General features: G+C 60.1%; 20 protein-coding genes. 6 read left to right on the top strand and 14 right to left on the bottom strand.

Going from position 1 to position 23,241, the window contains the following annotated elements:
- Nucleotides 1-82: 82 nt before the first annotated feature.
- From DFT_RS05650 to hrpB, 3 genes are all read left to right on the top strand, one after another.
- Nucleotides 83-712, top strand: a complete 630-nt coding sequence (locus DFT_RS05650) for a class I SAM-dependent DNA methyltransferase (RefSeq protein WP_054030273.1) — start codon at nt 83-85, stop codon at nt 710-712.
- Between the two features lie 156 nt (nt 713-868).
- Nucleotides 869-1,015 carry a hypothetical protein gene (locus tag DFT_RS25705; RefSeq protein ID WP_200907028.1) on the top strand — a complete coding sequence of 49 codons (147 nt, stop codon included), beginning with the start codon at nt 869-871 and terminating at the stop codon, nt 1,013-1,015.
- A complete protein-coding gene (gene hrpB / locus DFT_RS05645; RefSeq protein ID WP_054030272.1) occupies nt 1,005-3,563 on the top strand; it encodes an ATP-dependent helicase HrpB in 2,559 nt (852 codons plus the stop codon). The genes DFT_RS25705 and hrpB overlap by 11 nt, the downstream gene beginning before the upstream one ends.
- A gap of 84 nt (nt 3,564-3,647) precedes the next feature.
- Here hrpB and DFT_RS05640 read toward each other — a convergent pair whose 3' ends face one another.
- From DFT_RS05640 to DFT_RS05600, 10 genes are all read right to left on the bottom strand, one after another.
- On the bottom strand, nt 3,648-5,588 hold the full coding sequence (locus tag DFT_RS05640; RefSeq protein ID WP_152971876.1) for an ATP-binding protein: 1,941 nt from the start codon (nt 5,586-5,588) through the stop codon (nt 3,648-3,650).
- A gap of 331 nt (nt 5,589-5,919) precedes the next feature.
- Nucleotides 5,920-7,716: an SLC13 family permease gene (locus DFT_RS05635; protein WP_200907027.1), complete on the bottom strand. Its 1,797-nt coding sequence runs from the start codon at nt 7,714-7,716 to the stop codon at nt 5,920-5,922.
- An 84-nt stretch (nt 7,717-7,800) separates the two neighbouring features.
- A complete protein-coding gene (locus tag DFT_RS05630; protein WP_054030270.1) occupies nt 7,801-8,352 on the bottom strand; it encodes a CBS domain-containing protein in 552 nt (183 codons plus the stop codon).
- Between the two features lie 36 nt (nt 8,353-8,388).
- Nucleotides 8,389-10,092: a potassium channel family protein gene (locus DFT_RS05625; RefSeq protein ID WP_054030269.1), complete on the bottom strand. Its 1,704-nt coding sequence runs from the start codon at nt 10,090-10,092 to the stop codon at nt 8,389-8,391.
- Nucleotides 10,093-10,096: 4 nt separating this feature from the next.
- On the bottom strand, nt 10,097-10,624 hold the full coding sequence (locus DFT_RS05620) for a DUF6691 family protein (protein ID WP_054030268.1): 528 nt from the start codon (nt 10,622-10,624) through the stop codon (nt 10,097-10,099).
- 119 nt (nt 10,625-10,743) lie between these two features.
- Entirely contained in the window at nt 10,744-11,142 is a 399-nt protein-coding gene (locus DFT_RS05615) for a YeeE/YedE thiosulfate transporter family protein (RefSeq protein WP_235506177.1), read from the bottom strand.
- A gap of 73 nt (nt 11,143-11,215) precedes the next feature.
- Nucleotides 11,216-11,650, bottom strand: a complete 435-nt coding sequence (locus tag DFT_RS05610; RefSeq protein WP_054030267.1) for a Zn-ribbon domain-containing OB-fold protein — start codon at nt 11,648-11,650, stop codon at nt 11,216-11,218.
- Nucleotides 11,651-12,445, bottom strand: a complete 795-nt coding sequence (locus tag DFT_RS05605) for a thiolase family protein (RefSeq protein WP_200907026.1) — start codon at nt 12,443-12,445, stop codon at nt 11,651-11,653.
- A gap of 108 nt (nt 12,446-12,553) precedes the next feature.
- On the bottom strand, nt 12,554-12,820 hold the full coding sequence (locus DFT_RS26455; protein ID WP_200907025.1) for a hypothetical protein: 267 nt from the start codon (nt 12,818-12,820) through the stop codon (nt 12,554-12,556).
- Nucleotides 12,821-12,988: 168 nt separating this feature from the next.
- Nucleotides 12,989-13,591 carry an MBL fold metallo-hydrolase gene (locus DFT_RS05600; protein WP_054030266.1) on the bottom strand — a complete coding sequence of 201 codons (603 nt, stop codon included), beginning with the start codon at nt 13,589-13,591 and terminating at the stop codon, nt 12,989-12,991.
- Nucleotides 13,592-14,272: 681 nt separating this feature from the next.
- On the opposite strand from DFT_RS05600, the gene DFT_RS05595 reads away from it, so the two are divergent.
- The gene (locus tag DFT_RS05595) at nt 14,273-15,913 is read left to right on the top strand and encodes a DEAD/DEAH box helicase (protein ID WP_054030265.1); all 1,641 of its coding nucleotides are present in this window, start codon (nt 14,273-14,275) and stop codon (nt 15,911-15,913) included.
- Between the two features lie 5 nt (nt 15,914-15,918).
- On the opposite strand, the gene DFT_RS05590 is transcribed toward DFT_RS05595, so the two are convergent.
- Complete coding sequence (locus DFT_RS05590) at nt 15,919-16,872, bottom strand: SPFH domain-containing protein (RefSeq protein ID WP_054030264.1); 954 nt, start codon at nt 16,870-16,872, stop codon at nt 15,919-15,921.
- A gap of 18 nt (nt 16,873-16,890) precedes the next feature.
- A complete protein-coding gene (locus tag DFT_RS05585) occupies nt 16,891-17,379 on the bottom strand; it encodes an NfeD family protein (protein WP_083453349.1) in 489 nt (162 codons plus the stop codon).
- 237 nt (nt 17,380-17,616) lie between these two features.
- Between DFT_RS05585 and DFT_RS05580 the strand changes: the two genes are divergently transcribed.
- A complete protein-coding gene (locus tag DFT_RS05580) occupies nt 17,617-19,071 on the top strand; it encodes a cytochrome ubiquinol oxidase subunit I (protein WP_305791176.1) in 1,455 nt (484 codons plus the stop codon).
- Between the two features lie 54 nt (nt 19,072-19,125).
- Nucleotides 19,126-20,145, top strand: coding sequence for a cytochrome d ubiquinol oxidase subunit II (gene cydB / locus DFT_RS05575; RefSeq protein ID WP_054030261.1), 1,020 nt, complete (start codon nt 19,126-19,128; stop codon nt 20,143-20,145).
- Here cydB and DFT_RS05570 read toward each other — a convergent pair.
- Together DFT_RS05570 and DFT_RS05565 are read right to left on the bottom strand one after the other, a co-directional pair.
- Nucleotides 20,111-22,801 (bottom strand): hybrid sensor histidine kinase/response regulator, encoded by a 2,691-nt coding sequence (locus DFT_RS05570; RefSeq protein WP_054030260.1) that lies wholly within the window; start codon nt 22,799-22,801, stop codon nt 20,111-20,113. The two genes, cydB and DFT_RS05570, sit on opposite strands and share 35 nt — an antisense overlap.
- Nucleotides 22,798-23,079, bottom strand: coding sequence for a hypothetical protein (locus DFT_RS05565; protein ID WP_054030259.1), 282 nt, complete (start codon nt 23,077-23,079; stop codon nt 22,798-22,800). Before DFT_RS05565 ends, DFT_RS05570 begins: the two co-directional genes overlap by 4 nt.
- Between the last annotated feature and the right edge of the window lie 162 nt (nt 23,080-23,241).

Genomic DNA, 23,241 nt, shown 5'->3' with positions numbered 1-23,241 from the left:
GTATCAAAATCCTTAAAACGCAGGGGGCATCAAGGATGGCCGATGACAGCTGAAAACAAACCGCCGGCCGAAAGGAGAAGATATGCGACAGACGCCAAAACTCTGGGAAGCCACCTACGAAGCCGAAACATCCGAAGATCTCGCCGAAGCCTATCGAAAATGGTGTGCGCTCTATGACCGGGATACCGTTAAAGTCATGGGATACGTAGGGCCTCAGACGGCCGCGGCCATGCTCGACGCCTACCTGGATTCAAAAAGCTGTCGGGTTCTCGATGCCGGGTGCGGCACCGGACTGGTAGGCGAGTTTCTGCGCTCCTTCGGTTACAATCATATCGACGCCATGGATTATTCTCCGGACATGCTTGGCGAAGCCGAGAAGAAGGGCGTTTACAACCGGCTCATCCAGGCGGATATGAACGATAAACTCAACATTCCCGACGATTGTTATGATGCCACCATCTGTGTAGGCACTTTCACCTACGCCCATGTGGGCCCGCATGCGTTTGAGGAACTGGTCCGGGTGACCCGCCCGGGCGGGTACATCTGTTTTACCATCCGGGACGGTGCCTACCAGGATTACAATTACCGCGAAAAGATGTTGGACCTGGAAGCTGAAGAACAATGGGAGCTTCAGGAGCTTTGGGAGAAAGATTACCTTACCAACGAAAACGTAACCGCAAAATTCTGCACATACAAGGTGCTCGCCGGTTGAGGCACATAGCATTAAAACGCCATTCAAAACCTTCATCGGCTTCGAGCAGTTCTGACCGCATCGAATTCAGTCCGGGAGACGGCAAGAGGTGCAGGTTGTCGGCGGCGCAAGCCGTGAAAACACCAATTACAAGAACATCCCGAAAAGGAGCCAACAATGGTCACCCAAAACCAGACCCTCGATAAAGTGTATACCGCCAAAAACCATGAAGAACTCATGGACGCCTACAAAGACTGGGCCGTTGAATACGAAGCAGATACAGTGGACCGCTTCGGGTACGATCGTGTTCGGCATGCACAGTGACCAGACCCCAGCGTTATTCCGTCGCCTTCCGGTCGCCGCAGTTCTGGAAGAACTCCAATCGACCTTGCAGCACCATTTGTCGGCCGTGCTCGTGGCACCGCCGGGGGCCGGCAAGACCACCGCCGTTCCGCTGGCCCTTTTGCCCGCGCCATGGCTCGCCGGCCGCCGAATACTGGTGTTGGCGCCTCGCCGTCTGGCGGCCCGGGCCGCGGCCGAACGCATGGCCGCCCTGCGTAACGAAGCGGTGGGCGAAACCGTGGGCTACCGCATCCGCATGGAGAGCCGGGTCGGCCCGCGCACCCGTATCGAGGTGGTCACCGAGGGGGTGCTGATCCGACGGCTGCAGTCCGATCCGGGGCTGGCCGACGTGGGGCTGGTGATCTTCGACGAATTCCATGAGCGCAGCCTGGAGGCCGATTTGGGCCTGGCCCTGTGCCGCGAGGTTCAGGCCGCGTTCAATGAACATCTGCGACTGCTGGTGATGTCGGCCACCCTGGACCCCTCGCCTGTGGCCACCCTGCTCGGCAATGCCCCGCTGATCCGCTGCGACGGCCGCGCGTTTCCAGTGGAGACCCACCATGTGCCGCCGCGCCCGACCCTGCCCATCGAACGCGCCGTGGCCGACACCATTCTTCGATCGGTTGCGGCTTGCGAGGGCAACATTCTTGTCTTTCTACCCGGCGCACCGGAAATCCGGCGGGTGGCCCGGCTGCTGGCCGATGCCGGCCTGCCCGAACAATGGGACGTGGCGCCCCTTTTCGGCAACCTGACCCGCGCCGAGCAGGACGCCGCCATCACGCCGGCGCCGGCTGGTCGAAATAAGATCGTGCTGGCCACGGCCATCGCCGAAACCAGCCTGACCATCGAGCAGATCCGCGTGGTGGTGGACAGCGGCCTGCAGCGCGCGCCGCGTTTCGATCCCCGGAGCGGCATGACCCGGCTGGTCACCTTGCCGGTCTCCCAGGCATCGGCCGACCAGCGCCGCGGAAGGGCCGGACGGCTCGGGCCGGGCATCTGCTACCGCCTGTGGAACGAGAGCACCCACGCCGCCCTCTCATCACACAACCGTCCGGAAATATTGGACGTCGACTTGACCAACCTGGCCCTGGAGCTGGCGCTGTGGGGCGTGTCGTCTCCTGATGCACTGGGCTGGCTGGATCCCCCACCGGCCGGCGTCTACGCCCAGGCCGTCTCCCTGCTGGGCGATCTGGGTGCGATCGACGAACAGGGACAAATTACTGAACATGGCCGCCGCATGGCCGATCTGCCCCTGCACCCGCGACTGGCCCACATGGTGTTATGCGCCCGGGACGCAGGTTGGGGCATTGCGGCCTGCCGGGTGGCCGCCCTGTTGAGCGAACGCGATCCGCTCCATTTTTCGGGAACAGCGCGCGACACCGATTTGCGACTACGGCTGGACGCCCTGCACGCGGCTCAGACCCGCACGCCGTTTCATCTGTCCGACGGCCATGTGGATGGGAAGGCCATGGGGCGCGTGTTAAGCGTCGCCTCGCTGTTGCAGCGGCGGCTGGGGATCATCACCCGATCCACCGCACCGGGTGATCCAGGCCGCCTGCTGGCCTGGGCCTATCCGGACCGCATCGCCTCCCGGCGGGCCGAGGGCGTGGGGCGCTATCAACTGACCAGCGGCCACGGGGCCTACTTCGACCCGCCCGACCCCCTCATGGGTCACGATCTCCTGGTGATCGCCGAGTTGGACGGCGAGCGCCGCGATGCACGCATCTTCCTGGCGGCGGCCTATGACCGGGAGACGCTGATGTCCCAATTTCAAGATCGGTTGCAATGGCGGGAAACCATTGATTGGGACGACCAGCGCCAGGGCCTCATCGCCCGGCGCCGCCTGATGCTCGGCGCCCTGGTCCTGCAGAGCGAACCCCTGGCCCGTCCCGATCCACAGGCGCTGACCGCCGCCATGCTCGCCGCCATCCGGAAACTTGGCATCGGTGTGCTGCCCTGGACTCCGGCTGTGCGCACATGGCAGGCGCGCGTAGAGCTGCTGCGCCGTATCGAGACGGAAACCGCAGAAGATGCGTGGCCCGATCTGTCGGACGCGGCATTGGCGGATGACCTGGAAAACTGGCTGGCACCCTATCTGAATGGCATCACAAACCTCAAAGACCTCGCACGTCTCGACCTTTCGGCGGTCCTGCGCAGCCGGTTGACCTGGCAACAGCGACAGAGCCTCGACGCGCTGGCTCCCACCCATATCGTGGTGCCCAGCGGCAGACGCCGGCCCATCGATTACGGCAGCGATCCGCCGGTCCTGGCCGTGCGGCTGCAGGAGATGTTCGGCGCCGCTGAAACCCCGGCCATCGCCGATGGCCGCCTGACTTTGCAGCTGCACCTGCTCTCGCCCGCCGGCCGGCCGGCACAGATTACCCGGGATCTGGCCGGCTTCTGGCGCAGCAGCTATGCATCCGTCAAAAAGGAGCTCAAGGGCCGCTATCCCAAGCACCACTGGCCCGACGATCCGCTCAGCGCCCGGCCCTCGGATCGGGCCCGGCCGAGAAAAAGGCCCCAAGGATGATCGCATATACTGTCGGGATTCGATGTCGAACCGGGACTGGATGGATGCCTGCGCTCCGGCTGCCCATAGAAGGGCTGCGTGTCGCTATGCTTCCGTTCGGTCCCCACTCGTTCCGGCAAACCGTCGCGGCAGGTGGACGCTGAAAGCCGTGCCCTTTCCCGGCGTGGAAGAGACGTCGATGCGGCCGCCGTGCTTGAGGACCGCCTTTTCGGTGATGTAGAGGCCCAGGCCGGTGCCCCGCTGCCCCTTGGAAGAGTGAAAAAGGTTGAACAGGTGTTTGAGCTGTTCTTCGGGAATGCCGCGGCCGTTGTCGCGGATTTCGAAAACCACCTCGTCTTCACCTGAGCCTGCGATAAAATCGATGCGGTGATCTGGTTTCAGATCCTCTTCGATGCAGGCCTCCACCGCATTTTCCAGCAGGTTGGAAAGGGCCGAGCGCAACAGCCCGGGGTCGACCTGCATGTCGCCGTCGCAGCCCTCGAAGTCGCAAATAAACTCAATTGCCGCCCCGCGGATGTGGGTCTCGAAAACCGCTGCAATGTCTCCCACGAACTTTTGCACCTCCACCGTCTCGATTTCCATGGGGCGCTCCTTGGCATCGTAGAGCACCCCGAAGACCAGCTTGCGCAGCCGGTCGCCCATCATGCGGATCACATCCAGGCCCTCTTCGATGCGTCCGGGCGCGTTGCGGTAAAAGCCCTTGTCCACCAGGTAGAGCCCGGCGTCGAGGCCGGTGATGCACCCCTTCATGTCGTGGCACACCGTGCTGAGCATCAGGCCCAGGGTGGCCATGTGATCTTTCATCTGGCGAAACTGGGTGATGTCGGTGAGAATGGCCAGGACCTGGACCAGCTTGCCGCTGGCCGTCATGATCGGTGAAGTGTGGGCCATCACCGTGTAGTTGTGATGGTCCGGGCCGGTGAGCGACATCTCGCCCTGGTGGGGCAATCCGTCGCCGAGGGTCAGGGAGATGGGATCGCGAAAGGCGGGAAATGCCGCGGGCCTGAAGGTATCGAAGAACTTCCGGCCGATCTGGTCGCCGAACAGCTCCTTGAACCGCCGGTTGGCGGCCGTGATGTTGTGGCGGCGATCCAGCACAACGACCTGCACCGGCACCGCGTCGAACAGCTTTTCATAACGCTGCTGGGTGCTGCGCACCTGTTCGGCGAGTTGATCGATCTCCTGGGTGCCGGCAAAGACTTCCAGCACCAGGGCCACTTCGCCGTCGTTGTCGTAAACCGGGGCCGTGTGCACGAGGACCGGAACCTTGGACCCGCTCTTGTATTGCACCAAGGCGGGGGTCGTCTCCACATTGCCGCTGCGCACCGTGCGCCCCACCGGACAGGCCTCGCGGGTGGCGCGTTTACCGATGTAGATCTCCCAGCTGTTGGCATAGAGCCGGTTGCCGAAAAACTTCAAGGAAGTCTCATTGGCCGCCAACACCCGGCAATCGGGGCTGTGGACGGAAACGAAGTAAGGCAGCTCGTTGAAGTATTTGACGCCGCCTTCGACCGTGGAAGCCACCTGTGCGATGAACGAAGACATCTTTTCGATGATCTGGCGCACCACCAGGAACCGTTCGTTGGCCACTTCGCGGGCCACGTTATCGCAGGTCTGGGCGCTACGGTCCTGGCCGCAGGTGTGTTTGACGTCGTGGATCAACCGTCTGATTTTTCGTGACCGTTGCAGGGCGATGTCCAGTGCCAGGGCATCGACCGGATGGCGGAGAAACTCATCCGCCCAATCCTTCAGGCGGCGCATCATATCGGGCAGGCGATCATCGGATGCCATGGCAAAAATAATCGCATCCGATGATACGGACCGGATGTCCACGGCGAGTCGAACCCCGCCCGGCAGGTCGGTGTTCACCAGGACGAAGGGCGGTTGGGTCTGGTCGAACCGGTTCAGCGCCGATGGGACGTCGGGATGAATGTCGACGGGGTGTCCCCAACCGTGCAATATCGAATGGAGGGCGTCGGCGGCCTGCCCATCTGAATCGATCAGTAAAACGGCTTCCTTGTCCATGTCTGCCCCGGTTTTCCGGCCGGCCCTTCGGTATTCCGCCGGCAGGCGCAATTCCGCAATTTGAGTGGGTGAACCTGTCAGAAGTAACCTGGCGTGTCAATATGCAATTCAATGTCGTTGACTTAGGCGGATGTTGCGGGCGGGCGTAAAACCCGCCCCTACAAGATTTGGGCTATAACACAAACAGTTGCTACAAGACGACATTAGGGGCGGGGTTTACCTCCGCCCCATGTGAAACCCTGAACGCCTTAAGTTAAAGACATTCATATTCAAGTGACAGCGCCGTTCGACACCGACTTCTGCGCATCCATCTCCATTGGATCGATACGATTCAAACCGGCCTCATGGGCCAAAAATAGTAGATGAACGGTATGGCGGTGATGATGACCAGAAAGGACAGCGGCAGGCCCAGTCGCCAGTAATCGCCGAAGCGGTATCCACCGGGAGCCATGACCAGGGCATTGGATTGATGGCCCACGGGGGTGAGAAAGGCGCACGAGGCGCCCACGGCCACGCTCATCAGCAGGGGGTCCACCGATACTTCCATGCCGCGCGCCAGGGTGATGGCGATGGGCGCCATGAGCACGGCGGCGGCGGCGTTGTTGACCACATTGGAAAGCAGCATGGTGCCGCCCATGATCACGGCCAGGGTAGCCATGGGCGAGAGGTGGGCCGACAGCAGGAGCAGTTGTTCGGCGATGAGTTGGGCCCCTCCGGTGCTCTCCAGGGCATGGCCCAGGGGAAACATGGCGCCCAGCAGCACGATGACCGGCCAGTCGATGCTTTCGTAGATGTCGCCCAGGGGCACGAGATCCACCACGATCATCAGTACCGCCGCGGCGGTGAAGGCGATTTGAACCGGCAGCACGTTGAGGGCCGAAAGGACCATGGCGGCGACGAAGATGGCCAGGGCGAGCGCGACCTTCCGGGGTTGGCCGATGCGCAGACCCCGTTCGGCCAACGGCAGGCACTTGAAGGTCTTGAGCATGGACTGCAGGGACTCGTCGCTGCCCTGCAACAGCAGAATATCGCCCACCACGAATTCGGTCTGTCCCAGCCGGCGTTCGAGTCGGCGGCCGCGGCGGGCAATGGCCAGCAGGTTGACCCCGAAATTTCCCCGCAGATGCATGCTGGCCGCCGTCTTGCCGGGCAGCGGCGAATCAGAGGTGATGACGGCCTCCATGAGACGGATATCATCCGAACCCAGGGTGGCCTTGCAGTCGCCCTTGCACTCGGCCAGGGACAGCCCCTGTTCGTCGATCAGGGATTTCAAATCCTCGGGGGCGGCCTCGACCATGAGGATATCGCCGGCCTGAATCACCTCGTACCAGGAGGGTGCCGCGATGTGGCGCTCGCCCCGGATCAGGCCCACCACCGTCGCTTCGCTCTCCTTTTCCACGGCCGAGGTGAGGTGATAGATGGTCTGGCCGACCAGCCTGGCCTCCTCCGGAACGATCACCTCGCTGATGTAATCCTCGATTTCGAACAACTCTTCGGGCGCGCTCTGTCCATCCCGCCGAGGCGTCAGCCGCCATCCGATCAGGGCGATGAAAACCAGGCCGATCGCTGCCGTCACGGCGCCGACCAGTGCGAAGTCGAACATGCCAAAGGCCGGCAGGCCCGTCTCGGCGCGATACATGGCGATGATGATGTTGGGCGGCGTGCCGATCAGGGTGATCAGACCGCCCAGCAGGGAGCCGAAGGCCAGTGGCATGAGCAGCAGGGAAGGCGACCGGCCGCTCTGGCGCGACATCCAGATGGCCACGGGCATGAGCAAGGCCAGGGCCCCCACGTTATTCATGAAGCCGGAGCACAAAATGACGATCCCGGTCAGCGTCGCCACCTGGGCCACGGGGCGCGTTCCCACCCGTCCCAGATGACGCGACAGCACGTCCACCACGCCGGCATTGAGCAGGCCGCGGCTGAGCACCAGCACCGCGGCCACGGTCACCACCGCCGGATGGCCAAACCCCAGGAAAACCTCTTCGGCCGGAACCAGACCGGCGACAAACACCAGCACCAGGGCCGCCAGGGCGACCAGGTCGTAACGCCAGCGCCCCCAGACGAAAAGCACCAGCGTCCCGGCAAGAATGGCGAACACCACGCTTTGGTCAAAGTTGAGGTCCATGCATCGATCCTGTGGGCATTGCGATGTTCACTCCGGTCGACCGGCGATTGCGGAGTCAACATCGAGGCGGCGGCACCGGACCCGTCACGAGGCACACGCTTTCATCGTCTGCGACATGCGGTGGTAGACGTCCGTGAATCGCAGCAGACCGACGATGTCAGCGCCCTGCACCACGAATAAGCTGTCGTGGCGATTCATGACGAACAAATGAAAACACTTGGCCAGGGTGTCATCGGGACTCACGATCTGCCCCTCCTGGGGCGGATGGATGAAATCCCGGATGTGCACCTCGTTGGCCTTGCGGCACAGGTCCTTGAAGGGATCTTCCCACAGGCCATACTCTTTTTGCATCGATTTCCAGATGTAGCTCAGCCCGAAGTGCTTGATCGTCTGTTCGGTGTTGACGCGGGCGTAGTTGGTTTCCAGGCCCCGGATCAAATCGATGGGCGACATCTTGGCGACCACCTTGCCTTGCTCGTTTTCCACGAGCAGAATTCTTTGCTCGGCTTTACCCGACAAGAACTGTTCCTGTGCATGTTCCAAAGCGTATAGGGCCTCATAAAAGGTGGCCCGGTCCGATAGCTTGGGAAATCGATCCACGGGAACCATCAATTCCTGCACTTTCATCTTTTCCATCGTAGACACCTCCTGGTGGGTGTTTTGGCGGGCCGATTATCCGCCCGCCGGATATGTCTCGGCGAACATCTTTTCCGACTCGGCCGAACCGATCAGCACCAGTTCATCTCCGCGCTCGAGAACGATCGTCGGGTCCGGATTGATCATCAACTCATCCTTTCTCTTCACGGCCACGATGCTGCAACCGGTGGTCTCGCGCACCTGGATGTGAAGCAGATCCTTGTTTTCCAGCTTGGGGGGCACACCGACGCGAAAGACATTGAGCCCCTCGGAGAGCATGAGCATCTGCTGGGGTTCGAGCAGGTTCATGATCGTGGTGGTCACCATGGAACTGAACGACATCACCAGATTGGCGCCGGCCCGGTGCAGGGTCTTGATGTTGCGGTCCAGGCTGGCGCGGCTGATAATCTGCACATCAGGGCGCAATCGTCGGCAGTAGATAGTCAGGTAGATGTTCAGGTTATCGTCGTGGGTGGTGATGATGATCGAAGGCGTTTCACGGATACCGGCCTTTTCCAAGGTGTCCCGATCGGCGGCGCTGCCCTGGATGAAACGGGAATCCTGGGCGACGATGCCGGAGCGCTTCTCCACGACCCGGAAGTCGATCCCCCGCGCGCCGAGTGCTGCGGCCACCGACTGGCCTACCCGGCCGCCCCCCAGCACGATGACCGGCGCCCGATTGGGCCCCCCATCGGCCGTAAAGGCAATGGAGCGGTCGAAACGATCGAGCTGCGCTTCGGTCCCGGCCAGCACCAGAACGGTGGACTCGTCGATGCGGGTCTGCGGCGTCGGGATCACGAAACGGCTCTGCTCCCAGAGGCCGACCACGGTGACACCGGTGGCCTGGCGCAAACGGCTCTCGGCCAGGGTCTTGCCCTGCAGCCAGGTCCGCATGGCCGGGGCTTCGGCGATCAGCAACTGATCGAATCGGCCGATCACATTGGCCTTCATGCTCACCCCCAGGACACGTCTCGCCAACGCCTTGCCCAGCATGTGGGTGAATTGGAAGACATAGGTACTGCCCGCCAATCGCAGGATGTCCACCGAGTCTTCGAGATCCGCATTGGTCACAGTGACGACGCTGTCGCTCGCCTCCCGCAGGGTATAGATGACGTTGGTGCCGACGACGTCATCGTTCATCACCACGACCAGGGCGGCATGCTCGATGCGAAGTCGTTGATACGTCTGGGGATCATCCAGCTCGCCGACCACCACCTTATACCCAAGATCGTGCAAATCGAGCGCGTTCTGCAGCTCATGGGTCACGATGACGTAGGGCACCCCATATTGATTGAACTTATCGATCAGGTTGACGGTCACCTCGTCGAAATGGGTCAAGATCACATGGCCGGACAGGGTTTCCGGAACAGCCCGCGGTGCGCGCGCCTTGTTCTGTTCTTCCAGCCAGGGGGCATAGAAGAACTGAATGAATGTGAAGGGCAACATGACCAGCAAAAAGACGATGCCGCTGATCAGCACCACCACCGAAAACAGTCGGCCGATGTCGCTGCCGAAGGTGATGTCGCCGAACCCCAGGGTGGACATGGTTGTCAGGGTCCAGTAAAACCCGGTAATCCATGAGTACTCCCGGCCTTCGTAAACCATGAGGAGGTGGAACAGAACGCTGTAGATCACAAAGAAGAAGATCAACACCAGCATGAACTTGATCAACAGGCGCATGTTGCTGCGCTGCTGCCCCATTCTGAGCAGCAGCGCCAGCTGGGTGGCCATGGTCTTCATCAGATCACAACCCCTTTTTCTCCAGCCAACGGAAGAAAAACACGGCGCCGATCAAAAAGATCGGGATGATCACCCAATGATTGACCCCCAGCACCTGGGGCAAGGTGATTTTGCCCAGATCTCCCCAGGTATAGACCGTCTGCTTGAGCGCGGGGTAGGCCTCGGCGAACAGGGCCGCGCCGGCGATCATGCCGACGATGCCCCACACAGCGTCCCAGCGTCCTTCACCGAGGGCGCCCATAGAGGTTCCCGGGCAATATCCCAACAGACCCCAGCCGAGACCGAAAATCAGGCCGCCGATGATCACCGGCCCCAATACAGTGGCCTTGATCGACAGTTTGGCCAATCCCAGGTCGTTCAACAGGTAGATCCCCACCATGCCGACACACACGCTGGAAAGCATGAACTTGATGATGGTCATGTCCTTCAAGCGCAGGGCACCGAGCTGCTTGTCATAGCGCAGCACCCGCCCTTTTTGCAGAAAAAACCCGAACAACAGGCCGGTCACCAATCCGTAGATCAACAATTTCATTTTGAACCTCCCCCGTAAACGATGCGGGCCATGATCATGCCCCCGACAAAAAAGCAAACCAACGCGATGAACCCACTGACCGCCAGTTGGAGCGAACCGCTCAACCCGTGGCCGCTGGGTCACCCATCGGCGAGGCGCGCCCCGAACATGGCCACCACGCCGCCCGCGAAGGCCACCACGGCGCGGCTGACCGTGCTGCCGGCGCCGAAACGGTCGGCCCACATGTCGGGGACGGCCTGCCACCTGAAAGAACCCGAGGTGACTGCGGAGATCAAGGCGCCCAGGAAGATGCCCACCACGAACATCCACTGCCAGTCGATTTTAGGGGCGGTTTTGATGAAGTAATCCATCTGCGCCACCCGTTCAGGACCGAACAGCTGCTCGATCAGCCCTGCCGTACGCACAAAAGAGGTGGAAGCGCCGAAATACTTGCCGGCGAGCCACACCGACAAGATCCCCACCACTCCGCTGAGGGCTCCCGCCAGGTAGGGATTCCATCCGCCATCGTCACGTCTCATGTAAGCCTCCTTTAAAGAGTATGGGTTAAGATGTATTGCAGCGGCATGACGCCGCTGCGATGTCTCGGAAATATTACGAACCTGACGATCTCGAAGATGTCGATAACGGCCTGAACCTGGGCAGCGTTATCGTTTCAGTGGCCTCCTCCCACACCACCTCGACCGGCATCTCGCAGTACACCGCATCGGGAGGGCAGCCGACCACGTTGGTCAACAGATGCGGTCCCTCGTCTATCGCGACCACAGCCACCACGTACGGCAAATCCGGCGTGAAGGCCGGATGGAAGGCGGTGTGGTAGACGGCAAAAGTATACACCTGTCCGGCACCCCTGGAAATGACCCATTGGACCTCCGTGGCATGGCACCGCGGGCATAGGAACCCCGGCGGCCAACGGACGTGGCCGCATGCGGCACACTGCTGAAACCTGAGTTCGTGCTGACGGCATCCTTCCCAGAAGGAGCTGCTGTCGCCGTTCAGTTTAGGCAAGGGCTTAGGGTAAGTCGCCATCTACAACCTCCTCAGCAGGATGCTCGAGTGGCTCTGCAGAACGCCGCCATTGTCACTGCACAGAATAATCTCCGGTCTTTTGGTGTGGGTGGCAGGGCCGAGCTGCCGTTGCACACAACGCCCCATGATCTGCATGGCGCCTTCGGAAATCGGGGTCAACCCCATGAAATAGGCCTCCGACAAGAGGCCGCCGGAGGTATTGACCGGCATGCGGCCTCCTGGTTCGATGGTGCCGCCCTCGAGCCAATCCCGGCCTTCACCGGGTCCGAAAAAACCGTAATCCTGCAAGGTGATTTCAACGGTATAGCTGAAGCAGTCGTAGATCTGGCAGGCATCCACGTCATCGAGGGAGATCCCCGCCATGGACAAGGCCATGGCCCCCGCCTTTTTGGCCCCGGTGGGCCCGGCCATCCAGGTGGACTGGGCCACTTCCGTGGAAGGATGCTGCTGCCCCATGCCCATGATGACGGCCGGCGGCTGCTTCAGGTCACGAGCCCGCTCCACGGATGTGATGATGATGGCCCGCCCGCCGTCGGTGATCAGGCAATTGTCGGGAAGCCGAAACGGCTCGACCATCCAATTGGCATTGTCGTAGTCCGCTTCGGTCATGGGCTTGGCATACATCCGGGCCTGGGGATTGAGATTGGCCCACCTGCGCTGGCCCACGGCGATCTTCTTCCAGGTCTCGGGACCGGTGCCGAATTCGTGCATGGCCCGCCTGGCGGCCAAGGCATAGCCGCCGGTGGCGCCGAAATGACCGAACACGGCGTCATCTCCGGAAAAGGCTGTAAGCATGGTCGCCATGCTGTCGCTGGAGAGGGCACTGTGTCCGTAGGATATAAGAACGTAATTGCACCAACCCGATTCGAGCGCGCCAACTGCGTGCTGGATGTGGCTTCGCGATCAGTTGGCGTCCTGGTACATGTAAGCGGGTGAAATCCCCAGGTGTTGGGCGATGCGATTCGGTGTCAGATCGGTTTCATCAGAAGCGGCCGGAAAGTGGCGATAGCAGATGAAACCATCCACATCGCTCTTCTGAAGGCCGGCATCGGCGATGGCATTGGCCGACGCCTCCAGATGAAAACTCAGTGACGTTCTTCCGGGCACGCGGCCCTGGGGCGTGTACCCGATCCCCACGATGGCGTATTTGTCCTTCAATGCCGAATTCATTGAACCTCCCATCTTGACGGCGCCGTCCGCGATCGACCTTTTACGAATCCATCAATTTATGTCCAATTATATGGGCATCCTTGGAATAGATCAGAAAATGGCCCGATCGGCGCACATTTTGTCTGACACGGAAAGTGCGGGCCTTTATCAACCTACCATCATCGCCGTTCAATCGGCAACATAATAGCCGTACTCCACCGCGTTTACATTGTGGCGCTTCTCCCAGCCGATGGTGGACGATGGGGTGGGACCATAGTCGTGTCCCGGCCAGACGATGGTATCATCGGGCAGTTCCATGAGCCGGCGGATGGAGGCCCCCAGGGTGGGGCGGTGGCCGCCGGGCAGGTCGGTGCGTCCGCTGTCGCCGACAAACAGCGTGTCTCCGGTAAAAAGGTTGCCCTGGGCATAGAGGCAAATGCCGCCCGGGGTGTGCCCGGGCGTGTGGATCACCTCGAAGGTGATCTCGCCCAACTGCAGGGTGTGTTCGTCTGTCAGGAAGATATCGGCCTGGGGGTAGCGATCCTTGTCCAGGGAATGGATGATGACCGGCGCTCCCGTGAGGCGCTTGAGTTCGGCGTCGCCGGCCGTATGGTCCCCGTGTCCATGGGTATTGATGATGGCCTTGATATGGACGGACGCCTTTTCGGCTTCGGCGAGGATGCGCTGCATCTCGGGCGCCGGATCGATGACCCACGCGTCGCGGGTCTGCTCGCAGGCGACCAGGTAAGAAAAATTATCCATATATCCCATGGGAATCTGTCTGATAATCATCGACGCCTCCTTTCTTGTCGGATGCACTGGGTTCAGGTGGAAGATTCGCACGGATGCCGGATCGAGTCCGACAGGATGCTTCTGAGACTTTTACGAATTCATTGAAAATTAAATTAACATAAGCCCATTTCTTTAAAAATCCACATTCCACCCCTTAAACCCGACAAGCTCGACAAGATGTTCGCTGATATGCGACAACATCCTGACATAGAATCATCTACGGCAGGAGGTGCGTCCGGCAGGCGATCCGCTTCCTCGTTCGCATGTCGTGTCAGTGCCGGTCGGGTGCAGCGGAGGAAAAGCGGCCCGGACTGTTTGAGCGCATGCGAGTTTCCAGGCCGTCCGGAGCGCACCTTACCCGCACTTGCACGACGTTGCGTGAGGAGCGGAGCGGCCGCCGGCCGCACCGGCGTGAAACCGATTCGCAAAGCGCCTATGTTTACGATATGGGACCGCAGGCGTCCGGAAGCCTATTTTTAGGTTTCCTTTGCCGATCAAAACGTGTATGTATGGCGGTTCAAAAAATATCTTTCGAACGGCTAAGTGGCATCCCGATGGACGGCGATGCAACAACAGATGGGCTCTTGGTTACGGGACGGGTCGGCTGTTGACTTAGAAAGAGATGCCGGCCCTGGAAAGGGCGGCATCGGCTGACGTATCCCAACACAAACAGGAGCCACCATGTCGAATCAAGATTTTTCCCTTCTGGACCTGCGTCCGGAGTTGATGCAGGCCATTTCAGATCTGGGCTACACTGTCGCGACGCCCATTCAATCCGCAGTCATACCGGTCATGCTGGCCGGACGCGACGTGATCGGACAATCCCAGACCGGGTCCGGCAAAACCGCCGCCTTCGGTCTTCCCGTCCTGCAGCGGCTCACGGGGGGACAGCGCCATGTCCAGAGTCTCATCGTCACCCCCACCCGTGAGCTGGCCTTGCAGGTCGCCGAAGCCATGGAACAATTGGGCCGCCACATGCAAGCCAGGGTTTTGGCCGTTTATGGGGGCCAACCTTACCCCCCCCAAATCGACCGTCTGAAAAAAGGAATCGAGGTGGTGGTCGGCACACCGGGCCGCCTGCTCGACCTGATGGAAAAACGGGTGCTCGACCTGAGCCGCACCACGACGATCATTCTGGATGAAGCCGACGAGATGTTGAGCATGGGGTTCATCAAGGATATCGAGGCCCTTCTGGAGGCCGCCCCCGAGGATCGCCAGACCGCTCTCTTTTCAGCCACGTTGCCGCCGGCCATCCGCAGTCTGGCCAAGCGCTACCTGAACGATCCTCATGCCTGTACGATCGACCGCCAACGGCTGACCGTTGCCACGGTCGAACAGCGCTACTACCTGATCAACGAAAACGATCGTTGCGCGGCCTTGACCCGCTTGTTCGAAATGGAACCGATGACCAGCGCCCTGGTCTTTGCCCGCACCCGCTTGAGCACCGCCGAACTGGTCAATGAACTGGTCGGCCGGGGATTTGCCGCCGAGATGCTCACCGGCGAACTGAGCCAGGAAACCCGGGAGAGGGTTCTCCAACGCTTCCGCAACCACCAGGTGAAGGTACTGGTCGCAACGGATGTGGCGGCCCGGGGACTGGACATCGAGGATGTCTCGCATGTCTTCAACTATGACCTGCCACAGGATCCCGAGGTTTACGTCCACCGAATCGGCCGAACCGGACGGGCAGGCAAATCGGGCGTGGCGATCTCCTTGATCACCCCCCGGGAGCGATGGTTCTTGCGGAAAATCGAAGGTTACACCAAGCAGAAAATGACCCCGGCCCAACTGCCGAGCGAAGAGGACATTCAGTCCCGGCGGGACCATCTCCTTGGCGAACAACTCCTGGTGTGGCTGCGGCGCGGACGATGCAACCGCGAGCGTCAGATGGTGAACGATCTCACCAGCCAGGGGTTCGACCTGGCTGACATTGCAACGGCCGCCATCAAGCTGGTTCGCGCGGAAGAAAAACAGCGACCCATCGCGCCGATCTCGGCGGTCTGTGACGATGCCACCAAACGAAAACCCTTCAAGGGCAAGCCATCAGACCCACGCAAAAGCGGCCCGGTAGCCGGTCGGTCCCACGAAAAGGGCATGGTGCGGCTCATCTTGAGCAGCGGCAAGGCAGACGGCCTGAACATCGGCCATGTGGTGAGCAGCCTTTCCCAGCACGCCAATATCCCAGGCAGCAGCCTGGGCAAAATTCATATCGACGGCCAGACCACCTTTGTCGATGTGCCCAGGCAGCTGGTAGCGCAGATTCTGGCGGCCGGCAAATCCTATCGTATCGGAAACCGGAAGGTGAGTATCACAAGGTCATAGCGCCACTATTCGGACGATCGCTGGTTTCCCTCGCCGGTCTTTGCGATAACGCTGGTCGCCGTGGCGATCAGGCCGGTGATGTCGTTCATGTTCTGGGGAATGATCATGGTGTTGTTGGTGCGGGCCAGGTTGCCGAACTCCTTGATGTACTGCTCGGCTATGCGCAGGTTGACGGCCCTGTCGCCGCCCGGCGTTTCGATGGCCTCGGCAATCATCTGAATCCCCTTGGCCGTGGCCTGGGCCACCAGCATGATCTCTTTGGCGCGGCCTTCGGCCTCGTTGATGCGCTTCATCTTCTCGCCTTCGGACCTCATGATCGCTTCCTGCTTTTCACCTTCGGCCACATTGATCACGGCCTGCCGCTGCCCTTCGGACTCGGCGATAGCCGCACGCTTTGCACGTTCCGCGCGCATCTGCTTTTCCAGTGCGTCGGTCACGGTCGGCGGCGGATTGATGTTTTTGATTTCATAACGGGTGATCTTCACCCCCCATGGATCAGAGGCCTTGTCCACGGCCTGGATGATGGCGCTGTTGATGGCCACCCGTTCTTCGAAGGTCTTGTCCAGATCGATCTTGCCGATCTCGGAACGCATCGTGGTCTGGGCCAGCTGGGTGGCCGCATAGAGAAAGTCTTCGATGCCATAGCTCGCCTTGACCGGATCCACCACCTGCATATAGAGCACGCCGTCCACCTCCACGGCGATGTTGTCCTTGGTGATGCAGATCTGGGAAGGCACATCCACGGCCATCTCCTTCAGGGAGTGCTTGTAGGCCACACTGTCCAGAAAAGGAAACAGGATGTGAAACCCAGCGTCCAATGTCCTTGAGTATTTCCCCAGCCGTTCGATGATGAAGGCCGATTTCTGGGGCACGATGCGCGCGGTCTTGAAAATCGTGACCACGATGAGAATGACGATGCCGATGGAGACGACCAACCCAAAACTCAAACCAGAACCCATGCGTTTGTTCCTCCCGATTTATTTTTCGATGATAAGCGTCAAGCCATCGTTTCGGACGATGGTGGCGGTTTCGCCCTTTTTAATCACCTGGTCGGATACGGCCTGCCAGTCACTGCCCTTGAACTCGACCCGCCCGTCGGATCGCCCGGGCGTCACATCGGTCAGGGCCACCACCTTGTGACCGACAAAATCATCCAGGTTATGGGACAGATCCTGCGCGCCGGTAATGTGACCGTAAAACTTGTCCCGCACCCACTTTCGCAACCCGATCAGCAAGACCAGGGACGCCACGCTGAACACCAGAAGCTGCGAGGTCAGCGTCGTCAACAGATCGAAATAGACGAACACGGTAACGACCCAGGCACCGACACCGAAGAAGACCAGGATCACGCCGGGAACGGCAAACTCCATGAGAATCAGCACCAAACCCGCCACGAACCACATGATGGCGGGCAAGCTTTGAGAAAACCCCAACATGGCTTCTCCTTTCCATACGGTCGTTGTCATCTTTTGCCGTATCGTCGAACGGTCGAGCAAGGCCTTCGACGATCCAAAGGCGTGGGCACTATACGGTCAGCGACGCCAAAGTTCAAGAAAATAGGCCGGATCACCTTGATCCGGTTCAATTTTCAACTGCATGACGGTTTGCGCCTATGCCGACCCCGCCTTGACAGGCAGGCCGTAAACATTATCGTGTTTTCTTATACGCAGGCACCCTGCCGCAGGTGGCCGGCAGGAATGCCTGTGGCTTTACCAACACGGCAAGCCGACTCGCACAATGGTTTGTCCACAAACGACAGCGAGCAAGAGATGTTCGATCACCTCGACCCAACCCTGTTGGCCCGCATCCAATTCGCCTTCACGGTATCGTTTCACATCCTTTTTCCCGCCTTTACCATCGGCCTTGCCAGCTGGCTGGCGGTGGTGGAGTGGCGCTGGCTAAAGACCGGAAACCCGCTCTACCGGGAGATCTACCGCATGTGGGTCAAGATCTTCGCCGTCACCTTCGGCATGGGGGTGGTTTCCGGTGTGGTGCTCTCCTACCAGTTCGGCACCAACTGGTCGGTGTTTTCCGACCGGACGGGCAACATCCTCGGACCGCTGCTCGGTTACGAGGTGCTGACCGCCTTCTTTCTGGAAGCCTCTTTTCTGGGCGTCATGCTGTTCGGATGGCAACGGGTCAGCCCCCGAATGCACTTTGCCGCCACGATCATCGTGGCCGTGGGTACGCTGATCTCCGCCTTCTGGATTCTCTCCGCCAACAGCTGGATGCAGACCCCCCGGGGATTCCGCATCGGAGCGGACGGCCTTTTCTACCCGACCAACTGGATCGACATTATCTTCAACCCCTCGTTTCCCCACCGATTCGTCCACATGACCATTGCGGCCTACCTGACCACGGCCTTCGTGGTCGGTGGGGTCGGCGCTTTCTATCTTTTGCGCAGACAATTCGTCCAACACGCCCGCATCATGCTCGGCATGGCCATGTTGATGGCGGCTTTCGTGGCACCGACGCAGCTGCTCGTGGGGGACATGCACGGCCTCAATACCCTCGAACACCAGCCGGTGAAGGTATCGGCCATGGAGGGGTTGTGGGATACCCAGCGCGGCGCGCCCCTGGTGCTGTTCGGCTGGCCGGACGAGGCAGCCGAAGAGACCCGATACGCCATTGAGCTGCCCAAGATGTCCAGCCTGATTCTCACCCACAGCCTCGATGGAGAGGTCAAGGGCCTCAAAGAGTGGCCCAGGGAGGAACGCCCCCCGGTGCTCTGGGTCTTCTGGTCGTTTCGGATCATGGTAGGCATCGGGGTCCTCATGATCCTCACCGGACTCTTTGGGGCCGTGCTGCACTTCAAAAAACGCCTGTTCGAAACCCGCTGGTTTCAAATCTGGTGCTTGGCATTGACGCCGTCAGGCTTCATTGCCGTGCTGGCCGGATGGTTCGTCACCGAGATCGGCCGTCAGCCCTATATCGTCTCCAACGTGATGCGCACGGCCGAAGCGGTCTCCCCGGTGGGAGGCATTCAGGTCGGACTCTCGCTGCTGGCCTTTGTCGCCGTCTACCTGCTGGTCTTCGGCGCGGGGGTCTATTACATCATCGGGCTGATCCGCAAGGGACCGGACGCGGACACCAGCGAAAAGGACGATGGCCGAAAGCAGGGAAGGCCGGCCCTTGTGGGCCGCCTGGCCTCGGAGTGATTCCATGCGCGGCGCTTCCGCCGAACCACAAGCCTTCCGCATCAGGAGAAAATCATGTTCAATCTCGACACTTTCATCGACCTGCCCCTCGTCTGGTACGGTCTGATTGCCACGGCCATCTTTCTTTATGTCCTTCTGGACGGCTTTGACCTAGGCATTGGTATTCTCTTCCCCTTCGCGCCGTCGGACAAATGCCGCGACCGCATGATGGGGTCCGTGGCGCCGTTCTGGGACGGCAACGAGACCTGGCTGGTGCTCGGCGGCGGCGGATTGTTCGCGGCGTTTCCGTTGGCCTACGCCATCCTGATGCCGGCGTTCTACATGCCGGTGATCATCATGCTGCTTGGCTTGATTCTTCGTGGCGTTTCCTTTGAGTTCCGCTTCAAGGCCCATGGACCGTCCCGACGCCTCTGGGACTATACCTTCCATTTCGGCTCCCTGGCAGCCGCTTTTGCCCAGGGCACCATCCTGGGCGGCTTCGTACAGGGCGTCTCGGTCCAGGGCCGCGCGTTTTCGGGCGAACCGCTGGCCTGGCTGAGCGCCTTCAGCGTCATGACCGGCCTGGCCCTCGTCTTCGGCTACGCCCTGCTGGGCGCCGCTTGGCTCATCATGAAAACCGAAGACATCACCCAGGATTGGGCACGCCGCTGCGCCGTCTATCTGATCGGTTACGTGGCCTTTTTCATGGTCCTGGTCAGCATCGGCATGCCGATCATGAACCCCCAGATCCGGGCGCTATGGTTCAGCCTGCCCAATTTTCTCTACCTGCAAATCATGCCGTTATCGTGTGTGGTCCTTTTTATCCTGCTCTGGCGGGATCTGCACCGCAACCATGAAAACCGCCCCTTCTTCCTGGTCCAGGGCGTCTTTCTCATGAATTATATCGGGCTGGGCGTGAGCATGTGGCCCTGGCTGGTGCCGTTCGAGGTGACCTTCCGGCAGGCGGCTGCCGCACCCCAATCCCAATCCCTGCTGATCGTGGGCACGGTCGTCCTGCTGCCGGTGATACTGGGCTATACGGCCTATTGCTACTATATTTTCAGGGGCAAGAGCTCCCATGACATCCACTACTAGTCGACGCAGGCAATGGCTCTGGTTCGCAGCCCTGTGGTGTGGCGGTCTGCTTTCGACCCTTCTTCTCGCCTATGGGATACGCTGGTTGATCTATACCTGAGCCAGAACCTCCCAGAACCTCGCGGATCGCTTCGGCGATCTCGTTTCTCACGATGGGCTTGAAAATCACCTTTCGGATGCCCAACGCGGTCAACTCCTCTGCGGACATGCCCTTGCTGAAACCCGTGGCCACGATAATCGGCATATCCGGTCGGATGTTCAAGATGGCCGCGGCCAACTTGTCGCCGGTGAGATCGGGCATGGTCAGATCGGTGATCACCAGGTCGAAATCCTCTTTGCGGTGTTCGAAGCAGGTCAATGCTGCGATGCTGCTCGAATGGCCGGTCACGCGATAGCCCAGCTTTTCGAGCGTTCTTTTGCCGATCTCCACGAGCGGCGCCTCGTCATCGACGAAGAGGACCCGCTCGCTCCCGCCGGGCAACTCCTCGAAACGCTCGTCGCGTCGGGTCTGGGACTCACCCGACATTTTGGGCAGATAGATATCGAAGGTGGTTCCCTTGCCCGGCGAGCTCTCCACCGCAACGGCACCCTTCGCGTTTTTGACGATGCCGTGGACCACCGACAACCCCAGTCCGGTGCCTTCGTCCTTGGGTTTGGTCGTGTAGAAGGGATCGAAGATGCGATCGATGACGTGGGACGGCATGCCGGTTCCGGTGTCCGATATCCGCAACCGCACGTAAGCGCCGGCCGAAAGATCCACATGATGGGCGGCAAAGGCCTCGTCCACCTGGGAATCCTCGACCCTGACCGTCAGGATCCCGCCTTTCTCCCTCATGGCATAGCCGGCATTGGCGGCCAGGTTCATGACGATCTGATGAATCTGGGTGGGATCGGCCAGCACCCGGCCGTCGGAGAGCAGCTCCTGGCGAATGGCGATGGTCGCCGGCAGCGAGGCACGGATGAATTTCAACGCCTCTTTGATCAGGGGCTTGAGATGCAGAACATCGACCTCCTGGCTGGACTGGCGGCTGAAGGTCAGAATCTGGCGGACCAGGTCGCCGGCGCGCCGCCCGGCCTGTTGGATTTTGCCCATGTAGGCCCGCAGGGCGTCAACTGTTTCGTGCGGCGAGAGTCCCAATTCCGAGTAGCCCATGATGGCTGAAAGAATATTGTTGAAATCATGGGCGATACCACCGGCCAGAGTGCCGATGGCCTCCATCTTGTGCGCTTGGCGCAGCTGCTCCTCGAGGCGCTGATTGACGGTGACGTCCCTGGCACTGACCACAAAACCGGCGATAGCCTGTTTTTCAGGATCGATATAAGGGAAATAGTTGACGTCCAGACAGCGCTGCTCGCCACCCCGCAGGGTGATCCAGGTCTGATAGTGGACCTCCTCACCGCCGAGGCAACGCTCGGCCATGGGTCGGGTGACCCTGGCAAAATGGTCTTCGCCAACGGCCGCGGCGATAGTTCGGCCAATGAGCTGGTCAGCCGATTTCCCGAAAAAGCTGTGATAGGAGTTGCTCACCGCCTGATAGACACAATCCGTATCCACCAGTGCCAGCAGGTCACCGGTGTGGGAGACGATCTGCTCATAATGGCGCAGGATCTTCTCGGCATGCTTCTGTTCGGTGATCGATTCGATGCTCCCGACGACAGCCGCCGGCCGGCCCTGCACATTGAAACGGATGGTCATCCTGGCCCGGTACCAGTCGTAGCTGCCGTTCATGCCCATGAACCGCAACTGGTAGTTTCGGTCCGAGGTGTCGCCCGGCTTGTGGCGAAAAATGTCCCGGCTGATGCAATTGAATTTTTCAAGGTCATCGGGGTGAACTCTTTCTGCAACCCATGCCGGTCCGCCTTCGATGAAGCGGTCGGCCGGAAAGCCGGTAACCGTCTCGATATACGGGCTGACATATTCGAACCGGCGCGATGCGAGGTCCACTTTGAACAAAATGGTTTTGGAGAGATGGAGCGTCTCCTCGGCCAGGGCCTGGGCCTTGCGAAGCCGGGTGATATCGCGCGCCTCGACCACCAGCCACTGCAGCTTACCCGAGGCGTCCAGGAAGGGATTGATCGAGACATCGATGTGGCTCTGCTTTTTCCGGTAATTGAGAATTTGGGCGTCGAAACGGGCGAACTGCCCCTGTGCGGCCTTTTGAAAACAGCTTTTCAATTCGGCTTGAAATGCCTCATTGCCCTGCGCCCAGGGCGTCTCCCATAACAGCGTGCCGACCACGTCCTCGAGCCGCGCTTCGATAAAGTCCAGAGCTGTTTTGTTTGCCAGAACGAGACGGCCCTCGGGGTCAATAATGCCGGAGAACTCGAAGTGGTGATCGAGAAAAGCCCGCAGCTTCTGTTCGCTTTCGTGCAGCTCGCGGGTGGTCACCTCCTTGACCAGGCAGTAGATCATCAGAAACCAGGCGATGGGCGTCAAGGTGCCGATAAAATTTTCGATGCGGTCGAAGCGGTTGCCGGTTCCCGCATGCCGCCATTCCATGAACAGGCTGAAATGGTATGCGGTCAATAAAATAAGAAAACCGGCCAGCAGATAGCGGGAATCCTTGGTCAGAGGCAGGCGTTTGAAACCGATGAAGAAAAAAAGCAGGGCAGCGGAGGAGGCCAGGCAGGCAATGGCATCGAGGAAGGCGATCATGGGGATCGTCCCTCTTCCCGAGGACGGGTGATGCACCAGATCCAACAGGCGAGAAAGATGGTGCCGGCCAGGTAGCTGAGGTGTTCGAAAAAGTTAAAGATCGAATATATGAAAAACCCTTCGAAAATGGTCAGCAGCCATCCGATCAGCATGAAGGCAAAGGCCCAGATAAAAAGATAAGCGGCCTCGTATCTTTTCAGCTTGGCATAGTTGCCGTGCACAAGAACCAACGCCCCCACCCCCAGCAGGAGCATGAGCAGTTCATTTTCCTGGAACATGATGACCTCCCCGTGGAACCCGAAAGGGCCTTCACCGTCCTTTTGCCGGTCTACGACATGCGATTAACGTTCCTCCAAATTGATAATTCAATAATAAATGGTCTGTGTTGCGCACTTGTCAACCTCTATCGGGGGTGAAGGGCTGTTCGTCGCGGTAATATC

This window comes from Desulfatitalea tepidiphila (genome assembly GCF_001293685.1).
GTDB lineage: Bacteria > Desulfobacterota > Desulfobacteria > Desulfobacterales > Desulfosarcinaceae > Desulfatitalea > Desulfatitalea tepidiphila.
Note: the sequence above shows the minus strand (reverse complement) of the source record. Positions and strands in the feature narration are given on the sequence as shown.